Below are 18154 nucleotides of genomic sequence, written 5' to 3' on the forward strand. Positions count from 1 at the left end.
TGACATGTCTGAAAAGATATCGGCACTGAGGTCTATACATTCGGAAGCGGCATTCTTATCTGAAAATGGTTACTACGGTGAATACGGCGGCTCGTATATACCTGAAATTCTGGTTCCGGCATTTACGGAGATTAAGGAACATTTCGAGGCGATCAGACAGGATGATGCCTTCTGGCAGCAATATTGCGCGTTGCTGGCTGATTATTCGGGCCGACCAACGCCTCTGACCTACGCGGACCGGCTGACCCGGCATTTTGGTCGTGCGAGGATCTACATCAAGCGTGAGGATTTAAATCATACAGGCGCGCACAAGCTCAACAATGCCCTGGGTCAGGCGCTGCTTGCGAGGAAAATGGGCAAGACGCGGATTATTGCCGAGACAGGAGCGGGGCAGCATGGAGTGGCGACGGCCACCGTTGCGGCCAAGCTGGGCTTGTCTGCTACCATTTATATGGGACGCGAGGATATGGAACGGCAATATGCGAACGTGTTCTGGATGAGACGGCTGGGAGCAGAGGTCATTCCGGTCGATTACGGCTCGCAGACGCTGAAGGATGCGATTAACGAGGCGCTCAGAGACTGGGTGTCCAATTTCGAAACGACTCATTACGTTCTCGGAACCGCATCGGGCGCCCACCCGTTTCCATCCATTGTGGCTTACTTTCAATCCATTATCGGCATTGAAGCCAAGGAGCAGATTCTGCGTTCAGCCGGCCGGCTGCCGAGCCGTGTCTATGCTTGCGTTGGCGGGGGATCGAATGCGCTTGGCGTATTCCAGGCATTTTACCCGCATGAAGAGGTTCAGCTCATCGGTGTCGAGGCGGGAGGCCAGGGGAAGGAATCCGGCAGACACGCTTCGAGGATAGCGTTTGGAGAAGGTAAGCCGGGCGTAGCCCAAGGCTATAAGACTCTGTTTCTGCAAAATAACGAAGGGCAAATGAATGATACGTTCAGCATCGCGGCCGGTTTGGATTATGTTGGCGTGTCGCCGATTCTGGCCAATCTATCCGAGCGGGGCCGGATACAGTTCTCGGCGGCAACCGATGCGGAAGTCATCGAGGCGCTGGAGATTGTGATGAAGACGGAGGGGCTGATTCCAGCACTGGAGTCTACCCATGCCTTTGCAGGTGCATTCCGGGATATCGCGGAATCGTCGAAGTCGGATATCTTCATCGTTAACATGTCCGGACGCGGCGATAAAGATATTTTTAATATAGCGGAGGGATTGCAGGATGAAGAATGGAAAGCATTTATCCACCGAAAAAACGCCCAGTTCGAAGCTTAGTCTTGCTGAACGAATTACCGGAACAAGAACTTCCGGGAAGTCTATTCAACTTATGACACACCAGATTCTGGGGTATCCCGATTTCGAGACCAATTACGAGATGATCCGTCTGTTTCATGAAAGCGGCGTTGACCTCGTGGAGTTGCAGCTGCCTTTCTCGGAGCCGATCGCGGACGGCCCCATATTTCTGCGAGCCAATCAGGCGTCTCTGGCGAACGGTACAACGACCCTGAAATGTTTGGAATTCGCCGGGCGTGTAGCTTCCGATTTCCCGGAAATCTCCTTTTTGTTTATGACGTATTATAATATTGTCTTCCAATATGGTATAGACAGCTTCGTTAAGGAGTGCGCGACAATCGGCATCCGCGGCTTGATTGTGCCGGACGCTTATCCGGAGGAAAGCGATAAGTTTTTGGAGGCTTGCCGTGAATATAACGTGGAACCGATTATGATCGCCACTCCCTATACACCGGATGAGCGGCTTGCTTATTTATCGGAGCAAACCGGCGGTTTTCTGTACTGCGCAGCGCGTAAAGGCGTAACCGGTTCGAAAACGGCCTTCGGCAAGGAGACAGATGAATTCCTGACCCGTGTCCGGAGCCAGGCCAAGACCCCTATTGCCGTCGGATTCGGCATCCAGAGCGAAGAGGATGTTCGTTTCCTGCATGGTAAATGCGATATCGCCATCATTGGAACTCAGCTTCTTAAAGTGCTCGAACAAGACGGGCTTAACGGTGTGAAGCGTTTTTTGAAGTCTTTGGCTGTGCTCCATTAATTCGTGCTCCAGTATCTAAAGTTAGAGCGGTTGCATTTAAATATTGGCCATGTTATATTCGAATAGACCGAACGTTCTGTTTGTTCGAAAGGAAACTTAGGAAGAGAGTGGATCGATCATCAATAAAACAAATGCACGCGCCGCAACAGAGACTAAGAAACGGATTGCTGATGTTTCGAGGGAGCTATTCTCGCAGAAGGGATATCTCGCCACATCCATTGAGGACATTATTTCGGCTTCAGGAAGCAGCAAAGGAAATCTGTATCACCATTTTAAGAGCAAGGAGGGACTGTTCCTTTATCTGATTGAAGCGCAGGTAGATGAATGGATTGAGCGATGGGCTGCGAAGGAGCATCAATACCGGACTGTTGCAGAGAAATTATACGGTCTGGCCGATCATACTGCAGATGATCTGCAGAATCCGCTCATCAAGGCAGCCGAAGAGTTCAGCGGCAGCCAGACCGCCGATCCGGCCGTAGCGGAGCAAATTCTCAACGCCATGAATAAGCAGCGCGATATTTTTCAGCAGGTTTTGCGGGAAGGCATCGCTTCCGGAGAGATTCAAGGCGGAACGGAACAGCAGTTGACCCTGATTTTGTTTGCCCTCATCGCCGGATTGGGTGCGGTTCGTTATGAGTTGGAGCTTGACGAGCTGCGCCCCCTCCATCGTACTGCCATCTCCATATTTTTAAATGGCGTGACCACAAAGAGAAATATCTAATTTTTTTTAACCAAGAAACAGACCGAACGTTCGGTTTAATTATGAACAATGGGAGTGAATGTTATGGAAAAGTCAGAAGTCTCAGCAAAATTGCAAAATATAGAGAAAATTATAGAGCAAACGATGCAGTCATGGAAAACTCCGGGTGTTGCCGTTGCCGTCGTACATAAGGAAGGCCTTGTGTACTGCTCCGGATTCGGGTACAGAGATAAGGCAGAGCAATTGCCAGTAGATACCGAAACGGTATTTGCCATCGGTTCCTCGACAAAGCCGTTCATCACGACGGTGCTGGCAATGCTTGTGAATGAAGGTAAAATGAAATGGGATACGCCGATCAAACAGTATGTGCCGGACTTCCGTATGCATGATGAAGCTGCAACGAAGCAGCTCACTTTTCGGGATATCGCCTGCCACCGCTCCGGTATGCCGAGCCATCAGTTCATGTTTGTCGAAGCGAATATGACAGCTGGGGAATGGATTCTATGCCTCCCGGATCTGGAGCCTAATTTGCCTTTCCGGTATGCCTTTCAATATTCCAACCTGATGTTTGCGCAAGCAGGCTATCTGATTGAACGTATTACGGGAACGCCTTGGGAAGAGTGGGTGCGAGAGCTTATTGCAAAGCCAATCGGGATGGCGCAAAGCAATTTCTCAGTTGCTGAGACAACAGCAGGCTCGAATTACGCAAAGCCCTACGCAGTAGCTGAGAATGACATTTTGGAAATCCCGTTCACCAAGGATCAACCCGGATCAGCCAGGGCGATGAATGCCAGTATCGCAGATATGGCGGCATGGGTTTCTTTTCAACTCCATAAAGGAGCCGTACAAGCGGCAGCGGTCGCCTTTGTCTCCGGATTATAACCGCTAAATCATATTCAAAAAATCTGGAGAAAACAGCGATGGGAGCAACATCCGGCCTCGGAGCGCCGCACGGAGCACTCGCTTGTCTCCTGCTACATAACAAATAGGAGTGTCCCGCGGCCATCGATAGGGCTCCTTAGGACACTCGCTTTTTGTGACAGCATCATTGACAACAGATATCGAATACCTTATGATATGGAAAATAAAGATAACAGTATATTTTCCTAATTTCACATACGGGAGGCAGGTTGGAATTGAAGCAGAAAATTATGCTTCAGGCTCAGAAGGAAATTTTCAAAACCGGGTTCCGCTTTACGATGGCGGATATTGCGAGGGAGTGCGGAATCAGCACGAAAACGATCTATGAATGGTATGCCTCCAAGGAAGAGCTGATCCTTGAGATGGTCCAGCAGGCCACTACAGAGATCAAGGAGCGGGAGCAGTCCATCATCCGGGATCCAAAGCTCGGTACCATGGACAAATTGAAGGCTTTGCTCGTACTGCTTCCGGAAGATTTCCACTATTTTGATGTGAAGCGTCTATATGAATTGCAGCGTTATCACACTAAGGTTTGGAGCGTTTTAAATTCCTTTATCGAGGAGCAATGGGACGGGGTGGCACGCATCGTTGCGGAAGGCCAGGCTGAAGGGCTGCTGGAGAAATTTAATACGGCAGTGTTTATACAGATGTATATCGGCGGGCTGCACCGGTTGATGGAGCAAGCCCAGGCGAAACCGGCAGGGTTAACTCTCAGTGAAGCACTGCACGAAATGGTGGATATTTTATTAGACGGGATCAGAAAGAGGTGATGGTATGCACTGGCTATTATTGATCGCTGCAATCGCGGCCGAGGTGGCAGGTACTACAGCGATGAAAATGTCGATGGGATTTACAAAGCTGATTCCTTCGGTGTTCATGGTGGTTTTTTATCTCCTGAGCCTGTCTTTGATGAATTTAGCGCTGAAAGGCATCCCAGTAAGCGTGGCTTATGCGGTTTGGTCCGGCATGGGAACAGCCTTTGTGGTAGGTGTGGGCTGGGTGCTGTTTGGAGAACAGATGACAGCCGTCAAGCTCATTTCCATCCTGCTGATTATTGCCGGCGTAGTGGGGCTCAATCTGGGTGAAGGCGGTCATGGAAAGGCGGAACACTCAACGGGAACGGGACAGAAACTCTCCGCAGAAGTACCCGGAATGGAGGAGCGGTCAAGATGAGCGGAAGTGGAAGGGCTTGTTCTAAACACCAGCCACCATGCTGGCGCTTGATCTTTCCAAAAGGGAAAAGAGGCATCTGATATTATTCCCTTGCAAACCTTCGGTCATACGGTGTTTTCAAGCCGAGACAAAAGCAAAGCTTGCTCCGTCTCATTAACAACCGCCCACGAAAATGCTTGGGCTGGAAAACTGCTCACGAATCATTTCAGGAAGAACTGTTGCACTTGGATTGACAATTCGTCTAGAAAAAAATGTACAGAATTGGAGGGATTTTATTGGGCTTATTTGGTTTTTTTATAATGTTAATATATGTATATTGCTATTAATTGCTTTTTGGACAAGAAGCTCAAATAAGTTAAAGGACATTAGTTTAATTTTTTGTTTTTTATTAATTTTGAATGATTTTATATTATTAAATAGTTATATTGGCACCGTTCAAGGCGCTTCTGAGGTAGTATATTTATACATTTTTACATTAAAAATAGGCGACGTGCATCCATTCTTTATGGTATCCATGGGTCTTACGTTAGTAACTTTTACTATTTACATGATAACAAATATACTTTCAAAAGAAGAATAGTAGTTATGTACTCAACTTTCGCAGAGCCAAAATGGCTTAGCAGCCGGTGCTGTATAGGCTAAGAGTTTATTCCGCCTTGTGTTGTGCTCCTTCTTCTTGAATCACAGCGGCTATGTCTGGCGGTGATTTCTGCTATCGCTGGTCGGCGAGAACATCTCACGCATACATCAAGGCTTATCTACCGATTTCAAACAGCGAAAGTTGAGTTAAGATCCATAAAAACGGAAGGAAACTGTAGAAAATATGAGCATAACAGAGTTCTCTATATATGAAAGCGCTGTTTAGCATTTTTTTAATTGCAAACAAGTTTTTTTCATTATTCGTCATGCTTTACGTATATCTCGCGAAGGAGTAAGATACAAAACGTAATTGAATATGAAAAGTTTCCAATTTTTTTTCGCTGAGTTTCATTTTGAAAGCGGGGGAACCAATTGGTGAAGATTTGATTTTGAGTGTGAGAGCCAAAACCAATCTTCACTTGGGGTGAATAGGTGGAAAGATTCTTTTCTGCCTTAGGGCAACTCTCACTGCCCGAATCCGTCAGCTAACCTCGTAAGCGTTGTTGGGAGAGGAGTGTGAAGCTTGTGCTGATTAAACACAGGGTGGCTGCTCTGTGTTTTTCTGTCGTCTGATTGAATGAAAACAAACCGAAAACAGATTGAAAAAACATGAAACTAATCAAAAGTTTTCAAGGCAAAATGTTATTTGCTGAATTCCCGACAGGGAAGCGGGGGAACCACAGTGATGCAAGCGTTCATTGCCATCACATGGGGTGAATCTCGGGTTGCACCGAGAAGGGCGGCTCTTTGAGCCCTAATCCGACAGCTAACCTCGTAAGCGTTCAAAGAGGCTGCTAATATCATGCATATTTGACATGGTCTTCTGACCTGCCTAAAGAAGCATCGAGAAGAGTCCTCTTTCGCGTGCTTCTTTTTTTGGTGTTTTTCTTAGTAAAAATGTTCGCTTCGGTAAATATTAGAGATGCATGTAAGAACAGGAGGTTCGTAAAGATGCCGGATATTTATATGATTGCTATTATTATTGTCCTTTCGGCCCTGATGATCGGCCTTGGAAGGTGGGCTTCAATCACGATTGAACAAGGAAGTGACCCGAAATGATTTGGGTGCTCGCGGTTATTATCGTCGCCTTGTTTCTTTTTCTGGCTTATGCGCTGCTTAACCCGGAAAAATTTTAGCTTAAGATGACCCAGGAGGGATTCAAGTGACTGCCATATCGTTGATTTCCATAGCGTTAACCTTACTGCTGGCGTTCTTGCTTGCTCGCCCGGCAGGCTTGTATATCGCTTATGCGTTCCATAATGAGGGAACCAGGTTGGACAGATGGTTCGGACCGCTGGAAAAGCTGATCTTTTCCATAGGGGGGATTCGCCGGAACAACCAGAACTGGAAGCAGTATGCAGCTTCGGTGGTATTAAGCAATACGGTCATGATTATTCTCGTTTATCTGATTCTCAGGTTTCAAGGAGTGCTGCCGCTGAATCCAAGCGGTGTTGCTTCTATGGAGCCGACTACTGCCTTTCATACAGCCATTAGCTTCATGACCAATACGGACCAGCAGCATTATAGCGGAGAAATCGGATTGTCTTATTTTTCTCAAATGATCGCGATTGTATTTATGATGTTTACAGCGCCGGCTTCTTTGCTTGCCGTAGCCATTGCCTTTATTCGCGGGCTTGCCGGGAAGCCGCTGGGTAACTTTTTTGTAGATATGATCCGCGGGATTACCCGGATTCTGCTTCCCGTAGCGCTTGTTATGGCGGTGATCTTCATCGCGCTCGGCGTGCCTCAAACGCTTGAGCCGACCGCGGTTGTGAATACGCTGGAGGGAGCCAAACAGGAAATTGCCCGGGGTCCCGTCGGTTCTTTCTTGTCTATTAAAGAGTTCGGCAACAACGGCGGCGGATTTTTTGGTATGAACTCGGCCCATCCGTTTGAGAATCCTGGCGGATTCAGCAATTTCCTGCAAATTTTGTTGATGCTGCTGCTTCCTGCCGCGTTGCCCTTCACCTATGGGAAAATGGTCGGAAATAAAAAACAGGGACGCGTTCTTTTCGTCTCCATGGCCATGCTGCTGATTGTGCTTCTCGGCATATCTTTGGCCAGTGAGAATGCGGGGAACCCGGCGATCAATGCGCTGGGCATCCAGCATCAGCAAGGGTCGATGGAAGGGAAAGAAGTACGGTTCGGCGCAGCCCAGTCCTCCTTCTATTCGGTTGTGACGACGGCTACGGAAACCGGCGCCGTGAATACGATGCACGATTCGCTCACTCCAATCGGCGGTCTGGTTGCGCTTGGAAATATGATGCTAAACACGGTATTTGGCGGTGTGGGAGCCGGCTTTATCAACGTCCTGATGTATGCCATGGTTGCGGTCTTCTTATCCGGATTAATGGTTGGACGAACACCGGAATTCCTGGGCAAAAAGATTGAAGGCAAAGAGATGAAGCTTATCGCCATTACCTTGATCATCAGCCCCTTGCTCGTTCTTGTACCAACGGCCTTGGCATTGTACACGAACGCGGATACGATTTCCAATCCGGGCTTTCATGGTTTGACTCAAGTGCTGTATGAATATACTTCCGCTGCCGCCAACAACGGCTCGGGATTTGAGGGCCTGGGGGATGCGACTCCTTTCTGGAACATTACGACCGGAATTGTTATGTTTCTGGGCAGATATTTCTCCGTGATTACGATGCTCGCCATTGCCGGATCCTTGGCAGCCAAGAAACCGGTGCCCGAAACCTCCGGCACATTCCGTACGGATAACGTCGTATTCGCCGGTGTTTTCCTGGTAACCGTACTGATTGTCGGAGCGTTAACGTTCTTCCCGGCTGTAGCATTAGGTCCAATTGCCGAGCATTTGACGCTAAAACCATAGACTGGGCTATCCATGGAGGAGAAGAGTATGAGCACAAGAAAAAGATCATTGAATAAAGAGATTGTCAATCATGCGGTCAAGGAGGCTTTTATCAAATTGGATCCGCGGATTATGATCCGCAATCCCATCATGTTTGTAGTTGAAGTCGGATTCGTGATTACACTGTTCCTTATTTTTGTGCCGAATGCATTTGGAACAGCGGTCTCTGCCGGTTTTAATATAGCTGTAGCGTTAATCCTGCTCTTCACCGTTCTGTTCGCGAACTTTGCCGAGGCGTTGGCCGAAGGCCGGGGTAAAGCGCAGGCGGATTCGCTAAAACAGACCAAAAAAGAAATTTCGGCGAACAAGGTGAGCGGGAATACGGTTAAACAAGTTCCTTCTACGGATTTGCGAAAAGGAGACATCGTCATTGTATCCCAAGGGGAAATGATCCCCGGGGACGGAGAAGTCATCGAAGGCTTGGCATCGGTCGACGAATCCGCCATTACAGGCGAATCCGCACCCGTTATCAAAGAGGCAGGCGGAGATTTCAGTTCGGTGACCGGAGGAACCCGGGTCATCAGCGACCAGATCAAAGTGCGCATCTCCAGCGATCCGGGCGAATCCTTTCTGGATCGCATGATCTCTCTGGTGGAAGGAGCATCGCGCCAAAAAACGCCGAATGAAATTGCTTTAAATACGGTACTGGTCAGCTTGACCATCATCTTCCTCATCGTCGTGATCACGCTTCCGTTTTTCGCCGATTACCTGAATATCCAGCTGGCGGTTCCGGTGCTTGTTGCCCTGCTCGTCTGCCTCATTCCGACAACGATTGGCGGGCTGCTGTCGGCGATCGGGATTGCCGGTATGGACCGGGTTACGCAGTTTAATGTGCTGGCCATGTCAGGGAAAGCGGTCGAAGCCTCCGGAGATATCAACACGATTATTCTGGACAAAACGGGAACGATTACGTACGGAAACCGGATGGCGAGCGAGCTGGTTCCCGTCGGGACCCATGAGCTTAAGGAAGTATCCGAATGGGTGGCCGTAAGCTCCATCCATGATGAAACGCCCGAAGGCCGGTCCGTATTGGAGCTTCTGAAAAAACAAGGGTTTGAATTTGATGCCTCTGTAGCTGACGGGGCGGAGTTTATCGAATTCAAAGCGGAGACCCGAATGAGCGGCATGGATTTGAAGGACGGCCGCAAGGTTCGGAAAGGCGCCGTTGATGCGGTGAAGCAATGGGTAGAGAGCCAGGGAGGCATCATTCCGGATAATTTGAACCAAAACCGGGACGCCATCGCTTCGGCCGGGGGCACCCCGCTCGCCGTGGCCGTTGACAAGACGATCTACGGGCTTATCTATCTGAAGGATACGGTGAAACCGGGGATGCGGGAACGTTTTGACCAGATGAGAAAAATGGGGATCAAGACGATCATGTGTACCGGTGACAATCCGTTAACGGCGGCGACGATTGCCAGAGAAGCCGGGGTTGACGATTATATTGCCGAGAGCAAGCCTGAAGATAAAATTGCGGTTATTCGCCGCGAACAGGCGGAAGGGAAGCTTGTCGCCATGACCGGGGACGGCACGAACGATGCGCCGGCGCTTGCCCAGGCGGACGTCGGGATTGCCATGAACAGCGGGACGGTTGCCGCCAAAGAAGCGGCGAATATGGTTGACCTTGATTCCGATCCGTCCAAAATTATCGAGGTGGTTGCGATCGGCAAGCAGCTCCTGATGACGCGCGGCGCTCTAACCACGTTCAGCATCGCGAATGATATTGCGAAGTATTTTGCGATTATTCCCGCGATGTTCATGCTGGCTATTCCCGGGATGGAAGCCTTGAATATCATGAAATTGCATTCTCCCATGTCTGCGATCCTGTCCGCGCTGATTTTTAACGCGATCATTATTCCGCTGCTGATCCCGCTGGCTATGAAAGGTGTGGCTTATAAGCCCATGAGCTCGTCGCAGCTGCTCAGCCGCAACCTGCTCATTTACGGATTAGGCGGCGTCGTTGTCCCGTTCATCGGAATCAAAGTAATTGATCTGATTGTTCAGCTATGGGTCTAGAAGAGGTGGATAAAATGACAAGAACATTGATGGTTGCACTTAGAACAAGTATCGTCTTGATGGTGTTGTGCGGGCTTCTGTATCCGCTGGTTGTGACCGGAATCGCGCAAGCCGTTATGCCGGGCAAAGCGAATGGAAGCTTGATCTATAATGACAAGCATGAAGTTATAGGGTCCGAACTGATCGGACAGACGTTCACAGGTCCGAACTATTTCCATGGCCGTGTTTCCAGCATTGATTACAATGGCGCGTCCTCTGGGTCCCCAAACTATGCTCCATCCAATGAAGCAATGATTAAACGTACGGCTGATGCCGTAGAGACTTGGAAAAAGGAAAATCCGGACGTCCCTGTCTCGGGCCTGCCGGTCGATTTGATTACCAATTCAGCTTCCGGGCTTGATCCGGATATCACCCCGGAGGCAGCTAGAGCCCAGATCTCGCGAATCAGCAAAGCAACGGGCCTTTCAACCCATCAGTTGGAGGATCTGGTTCACAAGCATACGAAGACCAGAGAACTGGGGATTTTTGGCGAACCGGTGGTAAATGTTCTGCAGTTAAATCTTGATTTGCAAAAAGAAGCGGCCGGCAAGTAGACAATAGGGCATTTTACATGTAAATGGTAAATGGGAAGAGTTGTAAATCGCATGCTTATCCCTGCTTGAACCTGGAGTTCAGGCAGGGAATTGCTGCGTATGGGGAGGACTTTTGGGATGGAAACCTTTCGCAGAAAGACCCCGGAAGAAATTTTAAAGTCGATATCGGACCTTCAGCGCGGAAGATTAAAAGTATATATCGGGCCGGTAAGCGGATCGGGGAAGACGTATCAGATGCTCCGGGAAGGCCAGGCGCTCAAAGCCCAGGGGATTGATGTGGTGCTGTGCGCCGTATCCACCAATCAGCGTCCCGGAACGATGGACCAGCTTAGCGATCTGGAACGGATTCCGAGCCTGCATTGGTTCAAGAAGGGTGTAGAGCAGAAGGATTTGAATATGCCTGCAATTTTGGAGCGGAATCCCGAAGTTTTGCTGACGGACGGGCTCGCTCACAGAAATCAGAAGGGAGCGAGGTACCCCGGAAGATTTGAGGATATTCAATATTTGCTCTGCCAGGGAATCAGCGTGATTGCAACGATCAATGTCTATGAGCTGGAAGGCGCGGCCGATTTGGCAAGACAGCTGACTGGGATTAAAGCCGACCATTATCTCCCTACTGAAGCTCTGGCGCTGGTAGACGAAATCTGTTTGGTTGACGTAACGCCCGAAAAAATTCTGGAGCGGTTCTCGGAAGGGGAGATCCGAAAAAGTCTTGGTCCTTCCATGATGAACAAGGAAAACCTGGGGAAATTGCGGGAGCTTGCCCTCCGGCTCGTCGCAGAGGATGTCAACGATTCGCTCGTCAAGCACCGTGAATCGCTGGGACTTGAGGGAACCCCCGGAATCGCGGAAAAAGTGCTGGTGTCCGCGCAATATTATTGGAACGGCTCCATTCATATCCGCAGGGGGCAGCAAATCGCCAAACGTTTGAATGCGGAACTGGAAGTGGTATCTTTTTGGAAGAAAGGGGCTCCGCTTTCCAAAGAAGCGGCGACTTTCAAGCGCGCTTTATGGAAGCTTGCGGATAAAATAGAGGCGAAGATCGATGAATTGCCCATCCGGTCTAAAAGAGATATTCCGAAGCTGATCGTAAGGTACGCTGTGCAGCATAATGTCACCCGTATTGTGATGGGGCATTCCAACCAGACGGTTTGGCAGGATTTGATCAAGGGATCCATTGCGAATGCCTTATTGAAGCAAATCCGGAATGTGGACGTATTCTTTGTGGCGGACCGTTCCGAAAGCGACGGAGAGCGTCTTCTGCCGACCCGGCAAACTTCAGCCAGCCACGAATCGGACGCGTTTCACCGGTTAAGCGATCAGGAAATGATGCACAAGATTGAATCCATTCGCCGGGGAACTTTTAAGGTGTACATCGGCGCCGCTCCCGGTGTAGGCAAAACCTACAAAATGCTGCGCGAAGGAAACGATCTTCTGAAGAAAGGCATTGATGTCGTGATTGGCTTGCTGGAAACCCACGGACGTCAGGAAACGCTTGAGCAGGTTGGCGCTCTTACGGCCATTCCGCGACTTGCCGCTGAATATCACGGAACCGTGCTGGAGGAAATGGACACTGAGGCTATACTGAGGCGCAACCCGGAGGTCGTGCTGGTTGATGAGCTGGCGCATACCAACATTCCGGGCAGCAAGAACAAAAAAAGATATATGGATGTCATGGAGCTTCTTGACGCCGGTATCTCGGTCATTTCGACCGTGAATGTTCAGCATCTGGAAAGTCTGAATGATGCGGTGGAACAAATTACGGGAGTCCGTGTCAGGGAGACGGTTCCGGACCGCATTCTGCAGAACGCGGACGAAGTGGAGCTTATTGATGTGACTCCGAGGGCGCTTCAGCAGCGCATGAAGGAAGGGAAAATCTATGCAAGATCCAAGGTGGATCAGGCCTTGGGCCATTTTTTCAAGATGGGGAACCTGATTGCCCTCCGGGAACTCGCTTTGCGTGAAATCGCCGATGATGTGGACGAACGTTTGGAAGCGTGGGAACGAGACGGTTCGCTGCGAGGACCGTGGCGGCGCAGGGAAGTTATTTATGTGTGCGTAACGCTGGGGCAGGGAGCTGAACGGCTGATACGCCGCGGCTTTCGGATCGCTTACCGTTTAAAAGCCACCTGGTATGTAACGTATGTTCAGGATCGCAGACTGATTGGAGAAGAACAGAAGCGTCGGCTGAAAGAGCTGAAGGAATTGACGGAACGGCTGGGCGGACATTTTAAAATGATTGAGAACGGAAACTTCAAACGGGTAGCTTATCTTCTGCTGGAGAGATCGAACAAACTAAACAGTACCCAGATTATTATGGGACAATCGGGACGCTCGTGGCTGCGGAAATGGCTGCGCGGAGATGTGACCGGGGAGATTTTGCGGTCGGCCCGTCATGTTGACGTACTTGTGGTAGCGGACTTCGCTCGGGAGCAGAGGAAGTAGGGAGAGGTGGAATGTCTTGTAAAAGAACAACTGGCTGTTGTCAGGCTAAAGTTGGCCCGCCATATGCTCTTTACTCAAAACCGGCTGTTTCGCAAACAGCCGGTTTTAGAAAAGAGGGGGGATATGTAGCTGGGTGCTATTTGCAGCAGAGCGCTCCTTCGCCGGATTCCAGCTTGGATTTCAAACTCGATAACACCTGTTCCCATGCTTGTACATGCCATTCCTTTGCCTGTTCCCATTCTTCAGAGCCTTTCCAGCCTTCGTGCTTCACGGTCACCTTTGTCTCACCGTTCAGTGATTGGAAAGTAATATTTGAATTATATTTCGCCAATGCGACCGAAAATTCTTCTACTTTGCTCTTTTAATTACATAACTGAATAACATTCAGGTTAAAATAATAATTGACAACTACAACAGTTGTGTTTTATAAATAAGTCAGGTGATAAAAATGGAAATGAAGCAAATCCAACAGCATGTAAGCGTAAGAGAGATTCTCCAACTGCTTGTTCGCCGATTTGGGCTTCTGCAAAAGGACGGAGCCCAGTGCTGCGGTGTGACGGTGATTCAAAGTCATATCCTGTATGAACTGGAGCGCCGCCCGAGTATATCCTTGAATGAGCTGTCTCAGCTTCTTTCGATGGATACCGGCGCGATCAGCCGCCAAATTCAGCAGCTTGTTGAGCTCGGGCTGATCAACCGAATCCCCGATCCCAAGGATCGCCGGTATGTGGTGCTTTCTCTGACTGAAAAGGGGACTCGGCAGAGCCGGGAAATCGCCGTAACGATGGAAAGCTATGTGCAAAGCATCTTTCAATTCATTCCCGAAGATAAGCAGGAACAGGTGCTTGAAAGTCTTCAGATGCTGAGTGAAGCGATGAGCAAGAGCGCAAATTGCTGCACACCTCCTCTTTAATCGAGAGGAGATTATTTTTAGGGAAATAGTTGACAAAGTCAATTATTGTACTTGTTCGCTAAAAAGGGGGAGTTAAGCATGGTTCATATCCGGCGAGCAACCACAGCGGACCTTCCAGGGATTCGGCATATCTACAATCAGGGAATCAAGGACCGCATCGCTACGCTTGAAACAGATCCGAAAGACGAAGCATTTATGTCCTCTTGGTTCGAGAAGAGACAAGGACGGTACCTGGTCCTGGCAGCAGAAGAGGATGGAGCTATCGTAGGGTGGGCGTGCATCAATCCTTACAACTCTCGCTGCGCTTATAACGGCGTGGGAGATCTTTCGATCTATATCCACCGGGAACATCGCGGTCAAGGCATCGGTGCCAAGCTGCTGGGCGAACTGGAGCGAATCGGTAAAGAAGAGCGGTTTCACAAGTTTGTTTTGTTCACTTTCCCTTTTAACAGACTCGGGCAGGGGCTGTATCGGAAGACAGGATATCGGGAAGTCGGGGTTTTCCGGAACCAGGGTTTGTTGGATGGGAAATTTGTAGACGTTATGGCCATGGAGAAAATTTTATAATAACCATTAGGAGGAATTTGAAATGAACATTTTCAGAAAAATGATGGGCAGAACAACCAATAACCAAGGCGGATGCTGTGGGGTGGAGATTAAAGAAGTGACGGCAGAGGAACAGGCAGCTGCTTCAAACGATTGCTGCAGTACGGAAAAGCAAGTAACCGGCGAGTCTTCCTGCTGCAGCACGGAGACAAAGCACGAGCGGCAGTCCTCAGACAAAAATTAACGCCAATTAGGCTTGCTAAACAAAATAAAACGAGGTGCTGTCTATGTGGTTAAAGGTGCTTAACGATTTCTTTTCCATCGCTTTGGAATTAACGATATTGTTTGTGGTCATTTCGTTCTTGATCAGCTTGCTCCAAAGTTTCATTCCATATGACAAGATGCAAAAGTATTTGTCGGGCAAAAATTTGCCCCTGGGCGTCGCGGCTGCCTTGGTCTTCGCGTTTATTACGCCATTTTGCTCCTGCTCCACGATTCCGGTTGTGGTGAACTTGCTGAACAAGAAGGTTCGTTTTGGCGTCGTGATGGTCTTCTTATTCTCTTCCCCGGTGCTTGATCCGACCATTATTACATTAATGGGAGCTATTCTGGGAATTAAAGTGGCTGTTGCTTACACCGTCATTACGTCTGTTCTATCCGTCATCATCGGCTTTGTGCTCGAAAGATTAGGGTTTGAATCGGCGGTAAAGAACGTAGTCGTGACGGGATATCAGGAGCATCAGTCCAAATTCAGTTTGAAACAGGCTGCCAAAGAGACCCTCGTGCTCATAAAAACCGTCTATCCCTATCTGATCATCGGCGCGGCTATTGGCTCCGTTATTCACGGGCTTGTCCCGACAGAGTGGATTTCCCGTTATCTCGGCGGCAGCGAGTGGTGGCTTGTCCCGATCGCGGCCATTATCGGTATTCCTCTCTATATTCGGCTTTCGACCATGATTCCGTTGTCCCAAATTCTGATCATGAAAGGAATGGCGATTGCGCCCGTCATGTCGCTGATGATCAGTTCGGCAGGCGCAAGCTTGCCGGAAGTGACGCTGCTTAATTCGATTTTCCAAAGACGCCTGGTCGTAGCCTTCCTGATTTCGGTATTTTGCATGGCGACACTATCGGGACTGCTGTTCTATATGATTTGAGTCCTGGGCCATATGCGCACACTCGCCTTATGTTCTTTGAGCTCATATGGAGGCGGGTTGTGCGATTTCTTTCAGAAGGTTTTCACTGCTCTTTTCCAGCTGCATCGGGAAAAGAGCTGTTTTCTCCGGAGCCAACGCCTTCAACTCGGCGAATACGGCGGAGGAGGCGTAAATTTTATCTGACCGCTCAAGCGCGTTCGACAGCGGCTGACGCTCATCCAGGCCGAAAGCGTCCGAACGGATTTGCGAAATGCCGGCATCCCGGACCCGGGTGGCCATCCACTCGCCGCCGGTTTTGCCAAGACAGACAAAGCTTACGGAGGTCTCCGGCTTAAGGCGCGCCATTTCAAGAAGGAAGGCGGTATCCACAGCCGCGCCAATGACAATTATCTTTTTATCGTACCTTGAAAAAAGCTTCCGGACCTCTTCGGCATGATTCAAGGTTGTAACCACAACATCGGAATGATGAACGGCTTCCGATCCCCGGCTGTCATCTCCGATCAAGTCCTCCAGGAAAGCTGTCTTGACCTCGCCGCCCGTTACGCGCTGGATCTCGCCCCGATAGAAAAGATGGTCGTGTCCCCGGCATTCGACAAATAGAATGCGCAAGCGCCCGGACGGCTGATTGTTGCTGAGCAGGGTGTAGGCCAGGCCGGCAACAAACAAAGCGTTCAAGTTGATGCCGCCGGTTTTAGCCTCTTCGATTGTTTTGATCAGGATACGTTCCATGGGAAGGCGTTCTCTGCGCAGCTGCTCTGTCTCCGCGCCATTTGCAACCTGGGTGCCGCGCCCTTTTTGCATGGTCACCAGACCTTCGTCCCGCAGCTGGTTATATACCCAATTTACCGTATTCCGATTCAGATGAAGCAAGTCTGCCAATTGGCTTGCCGAAGGGAGCATGTCCCCCGGCTTGATGCGGCCGATTCCGATCAACCATTTCAATTGTTCCTTGATTTGCGTATTTACGCTGAACGATAGATCAGGATCGACCTTTAGAAGAAGTTCATTTTGGTCCACCAATAAACCTCATTTCATAGTTATCTAGTCATTAATAATATTGTACATCCAATGGAGGGGAAAGTACAGCTCGCGAAATATGGGATGGTAATTGAGAATTGACAAATTAAACATTGTATTATATACCTAAATTACTATTTAACTATGAATATGGAGATGGTGGAAAGTGAATAGACGGTTAAGGGGTTATTTTGCGAAAATGAACGGGGCGGGGAGAAGTCCGCTCAAAGTGCTGCCGCGGAATGCGGCAATTGGAGCTGTGGGAGGGTTTATTGCCATTGCGATCCTGGCGGTGCTGACGGATTTTACGCCTGAGGTCTGGATTATGGCTCCGTTTGGCGCAAGCTGTGTGCTTGCTTTTGGGGTATGGGACGCTCCCTTGTCCCAGCCGCGGAATATTATTGGCGGACATGTCGTATCGACATTGACAGGCTTGACGCTATATCACCTCTTCGGCAAAGGAACCCTAATTATGGCGATTGGCGTCGGTTTGGCGATCGGACTTATGATGCTCACCAGAACGACTCATCCGCCGGCAGGAGCGGATCCGCTTGTTGTCATCATGGCTGGCAGCGGATGGTCGTTTCTCTTTGCTCCCGTTCTCATAGGGGCTGTTGTTATTGTTCTGGTTGCGCTTCTTGTGAACAATCTGGATAACAAGCGCCGGTACCCTACATTCTGGTTGTAATGTACCGAAGAACTACATCCTTTAAACTGTTTCAAAGGGCTTTATGGCGAGGCTGCGGAAGAACCTTCTGCGCCTGCGTTACGCTTTCTATCTTATCCACCGAGAGGACGCCCTCTTCAAGCGAGGCTAGGAGCTAAGGGGGCGGTGAATCGGTGACTTCCTCGTCATTCAGTCAAAAATCCTTCCCTGTAAAGACCCAATTATGTTAAAATAAAACAGAACGTATGTTTGTATAATAGGAGTGAAATCATATCTACGATCGCATACAAAACGTTGCAAATTGAAATCAAAAAAGGTCACCGCTTATTCCCCTACTTTGAGCGGATGTGTCAGGAATCCAAGCATTTATTTAACACGACCAACTTTTACATCCGTCAAGTTTTCACGGCTTTCCGGCAGGAGAAGCCCCTC

18 protein-coding genes and 2 riboswitches are annotated in these 18154 nt (G+C 49.3%); of the genes, 16 read left to right on the plus strand and 2 right to left on the minus strand.

Translation table 11 applies throughout. From position 1 onward, the window contains the following. Positions 1–4: 4 nt before the first annotated feature. The 11 genes from trpB (at position 5) to K7397_RS08630 (ending at position 13425) form a co-directional block, all read left to right on the plus strand. The gene (gene trpB / locus K7397_RS08580; RefSeq protein WP_223067528.1) at positions 5–1285 is read left to right on the plus strand and encodes a tryptophan synthase subunit beta; all 1281 of its coding nucleotides are present in this window, start codon (positions 5–7) and stop codon (positions 1283–1285) included. Positions 1286–1337: 52 nt separating this feature from the next. Then, a complete protein-coding gene (trpA, locus tag K7397_RS08585; protein WP_237690783.1) occupies positions 1338–2060 on the plus strand; it encodes a tryptophan synthase subunit alpha in 723 nt (240 codons plus the stop codon). Positions 2061–2223: 163 nt separating this feature from the next. After that, the gene (locus K7397_RS08590; protein ID WP_337926700.1) at positions 2224–2781 is read left to right on the plus strand and encodes a TetR/AcrR family transcriptional regulator; all 558 of its coding nucleotides are present in this window, start codon (positions 2224–2226) and stop codon (positions 2779–2781) included. A 63-nt stretch (positions 2782–2844) separates the two neighbouring features. Then, complete coding sequence (locus K7397_RS08595) at positions 2845–3642, plus strand: serine hydrolase domain-containing protein (RefSeq protein WP_223067530.1); 798 nt, start codon at positions 2845–2847, stop codon at positions 3640–3642. A 254-nt stretch (positions 3643–3896) separates the two neighbouring features. Beyond that, positions 3897–4451, plus strand: coding sequence for a TetR/AcrR family transcriptional regulator (locus K7397_RS08600; protein WP_223067531.1), 555 nt, complete (start codon positions 3897–3899; stop codon positions 4449–4451). Positions 4452–4455: 4 nt separating this feature from the next. Further along, a complete protein-coding gene (locus tag K7397_RS08605) occupies positions 4456–4854 on the plus strand; it encodes a DMT family transporter (RefSeq protein ID WP_223067532.1) in 399 nt (132 codons plus the stop codon). 968 nt (positions 4855–5822) lie between these two features. Further along, positions 5823–6008: riboswitch (cyclic di-AMP (ydaO/yuaA leader) on the plus strand. 122 nt (positions 6009–6130) lie between these two features. Next, positions 6131–6288, plus strand: a riboswitch (cyclic di-AMP (ydaO/yuaA leader). 260 nt (positions 6289–6548) lie between these two features. Next, positions 6549–6629: a K(+)-transporting ATPase subunit F gene (gene kdpF, locus K7397_RS22190; protein ID WP_223067580.1), complete on the plus strand. Its 81-nt coding sequence runs from the start codon at positions 6549–6551 to the stop codon at positions 6627–6629. Between the two features lie 35 nt (positions 6630–6664). Beyond that, positions 6665–8332: a potassium-transporting ATPase subunit KdpA gene (kdpA, locus tag K7397_RS08615; RefSeq protein ID WP_223067581.1), complete on the plus strand. Its 1668-nt coding sequence runs from the start codon at positions 6665–6667 to the stop codon at positions 8330–8332. Positions 8333–8359: 27 nt separating this feature from the next. Next, positions 8360–10387: a potassium-transporting ATPase subunit KdpB gene (kdpB, locus tag K7397_RS08620; RefSeq protein WP_223067533.1), complete on the plus strand. Its 2028-nt coding sequence runs from the start codon at positions 8360–8362 to the stop codon at positions 10385–10387. A gap of 14 nt (positions 10388–10401) precedes the next feature. Further along, positions 10402–10980, plus strand: a complete 579-nt coding sequence (gene kdpC, locus K7397_RS08625; RefSeq protein ID WP_237690784.1) for a potassium-transporting ATPase subunit KdpC — start codon at positions 10402–10404, stop codon at positions 10978–10980. 117 nt (positions 10981–11097) lie between these two features. Continuing rightward, on the plus strand, positions 11098–13425 hold the full coding sequence (locus K7397_RS08630) for a universal stress protein (RefSeq protein WP_223067535.1): 2328 nt from the start codon (positions 11098–11100) through the stop codon (positions 13423–13425). A gap of 136 nt (positions 13426–13561) precedes the next feature. Here the strand turns inward: K7397_RS08630 and K7397_RS08635 are convergent, their stop codons facing one another. Next, positions 13562–13756, minus strand: coding sequence for an SRPBCC family protein (locus tag K7397_RS08635; RefSeq protein WP_223067536.1), 195 nt, complete (start codon positions 13754–13756; stop codon positions 13562–13564). A 123-nt stretch (positions 13757–13879) separates the two neighbouring features. Here K7397_RS08635 and K7397_RS08640 point away from each other — a divergent pair, with 123 nt between their 5' ends. From K7397_RS08640 to K7397_RS08655, 4 genes are all read left to right on the plus strand, one after another. Beyond that, positions 13880–14338 carry a MarR family winged helix-turn-helix transcriptional regulator gene (locus K7397_RS08640; RefSeq protein WP_223067537.1) on the plus strand — a complete coding sequence of 153 codons (459 nt, stop codon included), beginning with the start codon at positions 13880–13882 and terminating at the stop codon, positions 14336–14338. A 78-nt stretch (positions 14339–14416) separates the two neighbouring features. Further along, positions 14417–14905, plus strand: coding sequence for an arsinothricin resistance N-acetyltransferase ArsN1 family A (locus K7397_RS08645; protein WP_223067538.1), 489 nt, complete (start codon positions 14417–14419; stop codon positions 14903–14905). Positions 14906–14927: 22 nt separating this feature from the next. Further along, the gene (locus tag K7397_RS08650) at positions 14928–15128 is read left to right on the plus strand and encodes a hypothetical protein (RefSeq protein ID WP_223067539.1); all 201 of its coding nucleotides are present in this window, start codon (positions 14928–14930) and stop codon (positions 15126–15128) included. Positions 15129–15171: 43 nt separating this feature from the next. After that, a complete protein-coding gene (locus tag K7397_RS08655; protein WP_223067540.1) occupies positions 15172–16038 on the plus strand; it encodes a permease in 867 nt (288 codons plus the stop codon). A gap of 42 nt (positions 16039–16080) precedes the next feature. On the opposite strand, the gene K7397_RS08660 is transcribed toward K7397_RS08655, so the two are convergent. Further along, positions 16081–17055, minus strand: coding sequence for a GntR family transcriptional regulator (locus tag K7397_RS08660; RefSeq protein WP_223067541.1), 975 nt, complete (start codon positions 17053–17055; stop codon positions 16081–16083). A 199-nt stretch (positions 17056–17254) separates the two neighbouring features. On the opposite strand from K7397_RS08660, the gene K7397_RS08665 reads away from it, so the two are divergent. Then, positions 17255–17743, plus strand: coding sequence for an HPP family protein (locus K7397_RS08665; protein WP_223067582.1), 489 nt, complete (start codon positions 17255–17257; stop codon positions 17741–17743). Positions 17744–18154 lie beyond the last annotated feature (411 nt).

Source organism: Paenibacillus caui (genome assembly GCF_019904135.1).
GTDB lineage: Bacteria > Bacillota > Bacilli > Paenibacillales > Paenibacillaceae > Fontibacillus > Fontibacillus caui.

What these genes read in the sequence shown, in the direction of transcription:
- trpB (WP_223067528.1), top strand. Translation starts at nt 5, where the DNA reads ATGTCTGAAAAGATATCGGCACTGAGGTCTATACATTCGGAAGCGGCA.
- K7397_RS08645 (WP_223067538.1), top strand. Translation starts at nt 14,417, where the DNA reads ATGGTTCATATCCGGCGAGCAACCACAGCGGACCTTCCAGGGATTCGG.
- K7397_RS08605 (WP_223067532.1), top strand. Translation starts at nt 4,456, where the DNA reads ATGCACTGGCTATTATTGATCGCTGCAATCGCGGCCGAGGTGGCAGGT.
- K7397_RS08665 (WP_223067582.1), top strand. Translation starts at nt 17,255, where the DNA reads ATGAACGGGGCGGGGAGAAGTCCGCTCAAAGTGCTGCCGCGGAATGCG.
- trpA (WP_237690783.1), top strand. Translation starts at nt 1,338, where the DNA reads ATGACACACCAGATTCTGGGGTATCCCGATTTCGAGACCAATTACGAG.
- K7397_RS08650 (WP_223067539.1), top strand. Translation starts at nt 14,928, where the DNA reads ATGAACATTTTCAGAAAAATGATGGGCAGAACAACCAATAACCAAGGC.
- K7397_RS08630 (WP_223067535.1), top strand. Translation starts at nt 11,098, where the DNA reads ATGGAAACCTTTCGCAGAAAGACCCCGGAAGAAATTTTAAAGTCGATA.
- kdpB (WP_223067533.1), top strand. Translation starts at nt 8,360, where the DNA reads ATGAGCACAAGAAAAAGATCATTGAATAAAGAGATTGTCAATCATGCG.
- K7397_RS08640 (WP_223067537.1), top strand. Translation starts at nt 13,880, where the DNA reads ATGAAGCAAATCCAACAGCATGTAAGCGTAAGAGAGATTCTCCAACTG.
- K7397_RS08595 (WP_223067530.1), top strand. Translation starts at nt 2,845, where the DNA reads ATGGAAAAGTCAGAAGTCTCAGCAAAATTGCAAAATATAGAGAAAATT.
- K7397_RS08655 (WP_223067540.1), top strand. Translation starts at nt 15,172, where the DNA reads ATGTGGTTAAAGGTGCTTAACGATTTCTTTTCCATCGCTTTGGAATTA.
- kdpF (WP_223067580.1), top strand. Translation starts at nt 6,549, where the DNA reads ATGATTTGGGTGCTCGCGGTTATTATCGTCGCCTTGTTTCTTTTTCTG.
- kdpC (WP_237690784.1), top strand. Translation starts at nt 10,402, where the DNA reads ATGACAAGAACATTGATGGTTGCACTTAGAACAAGTATCGTCTTGATG.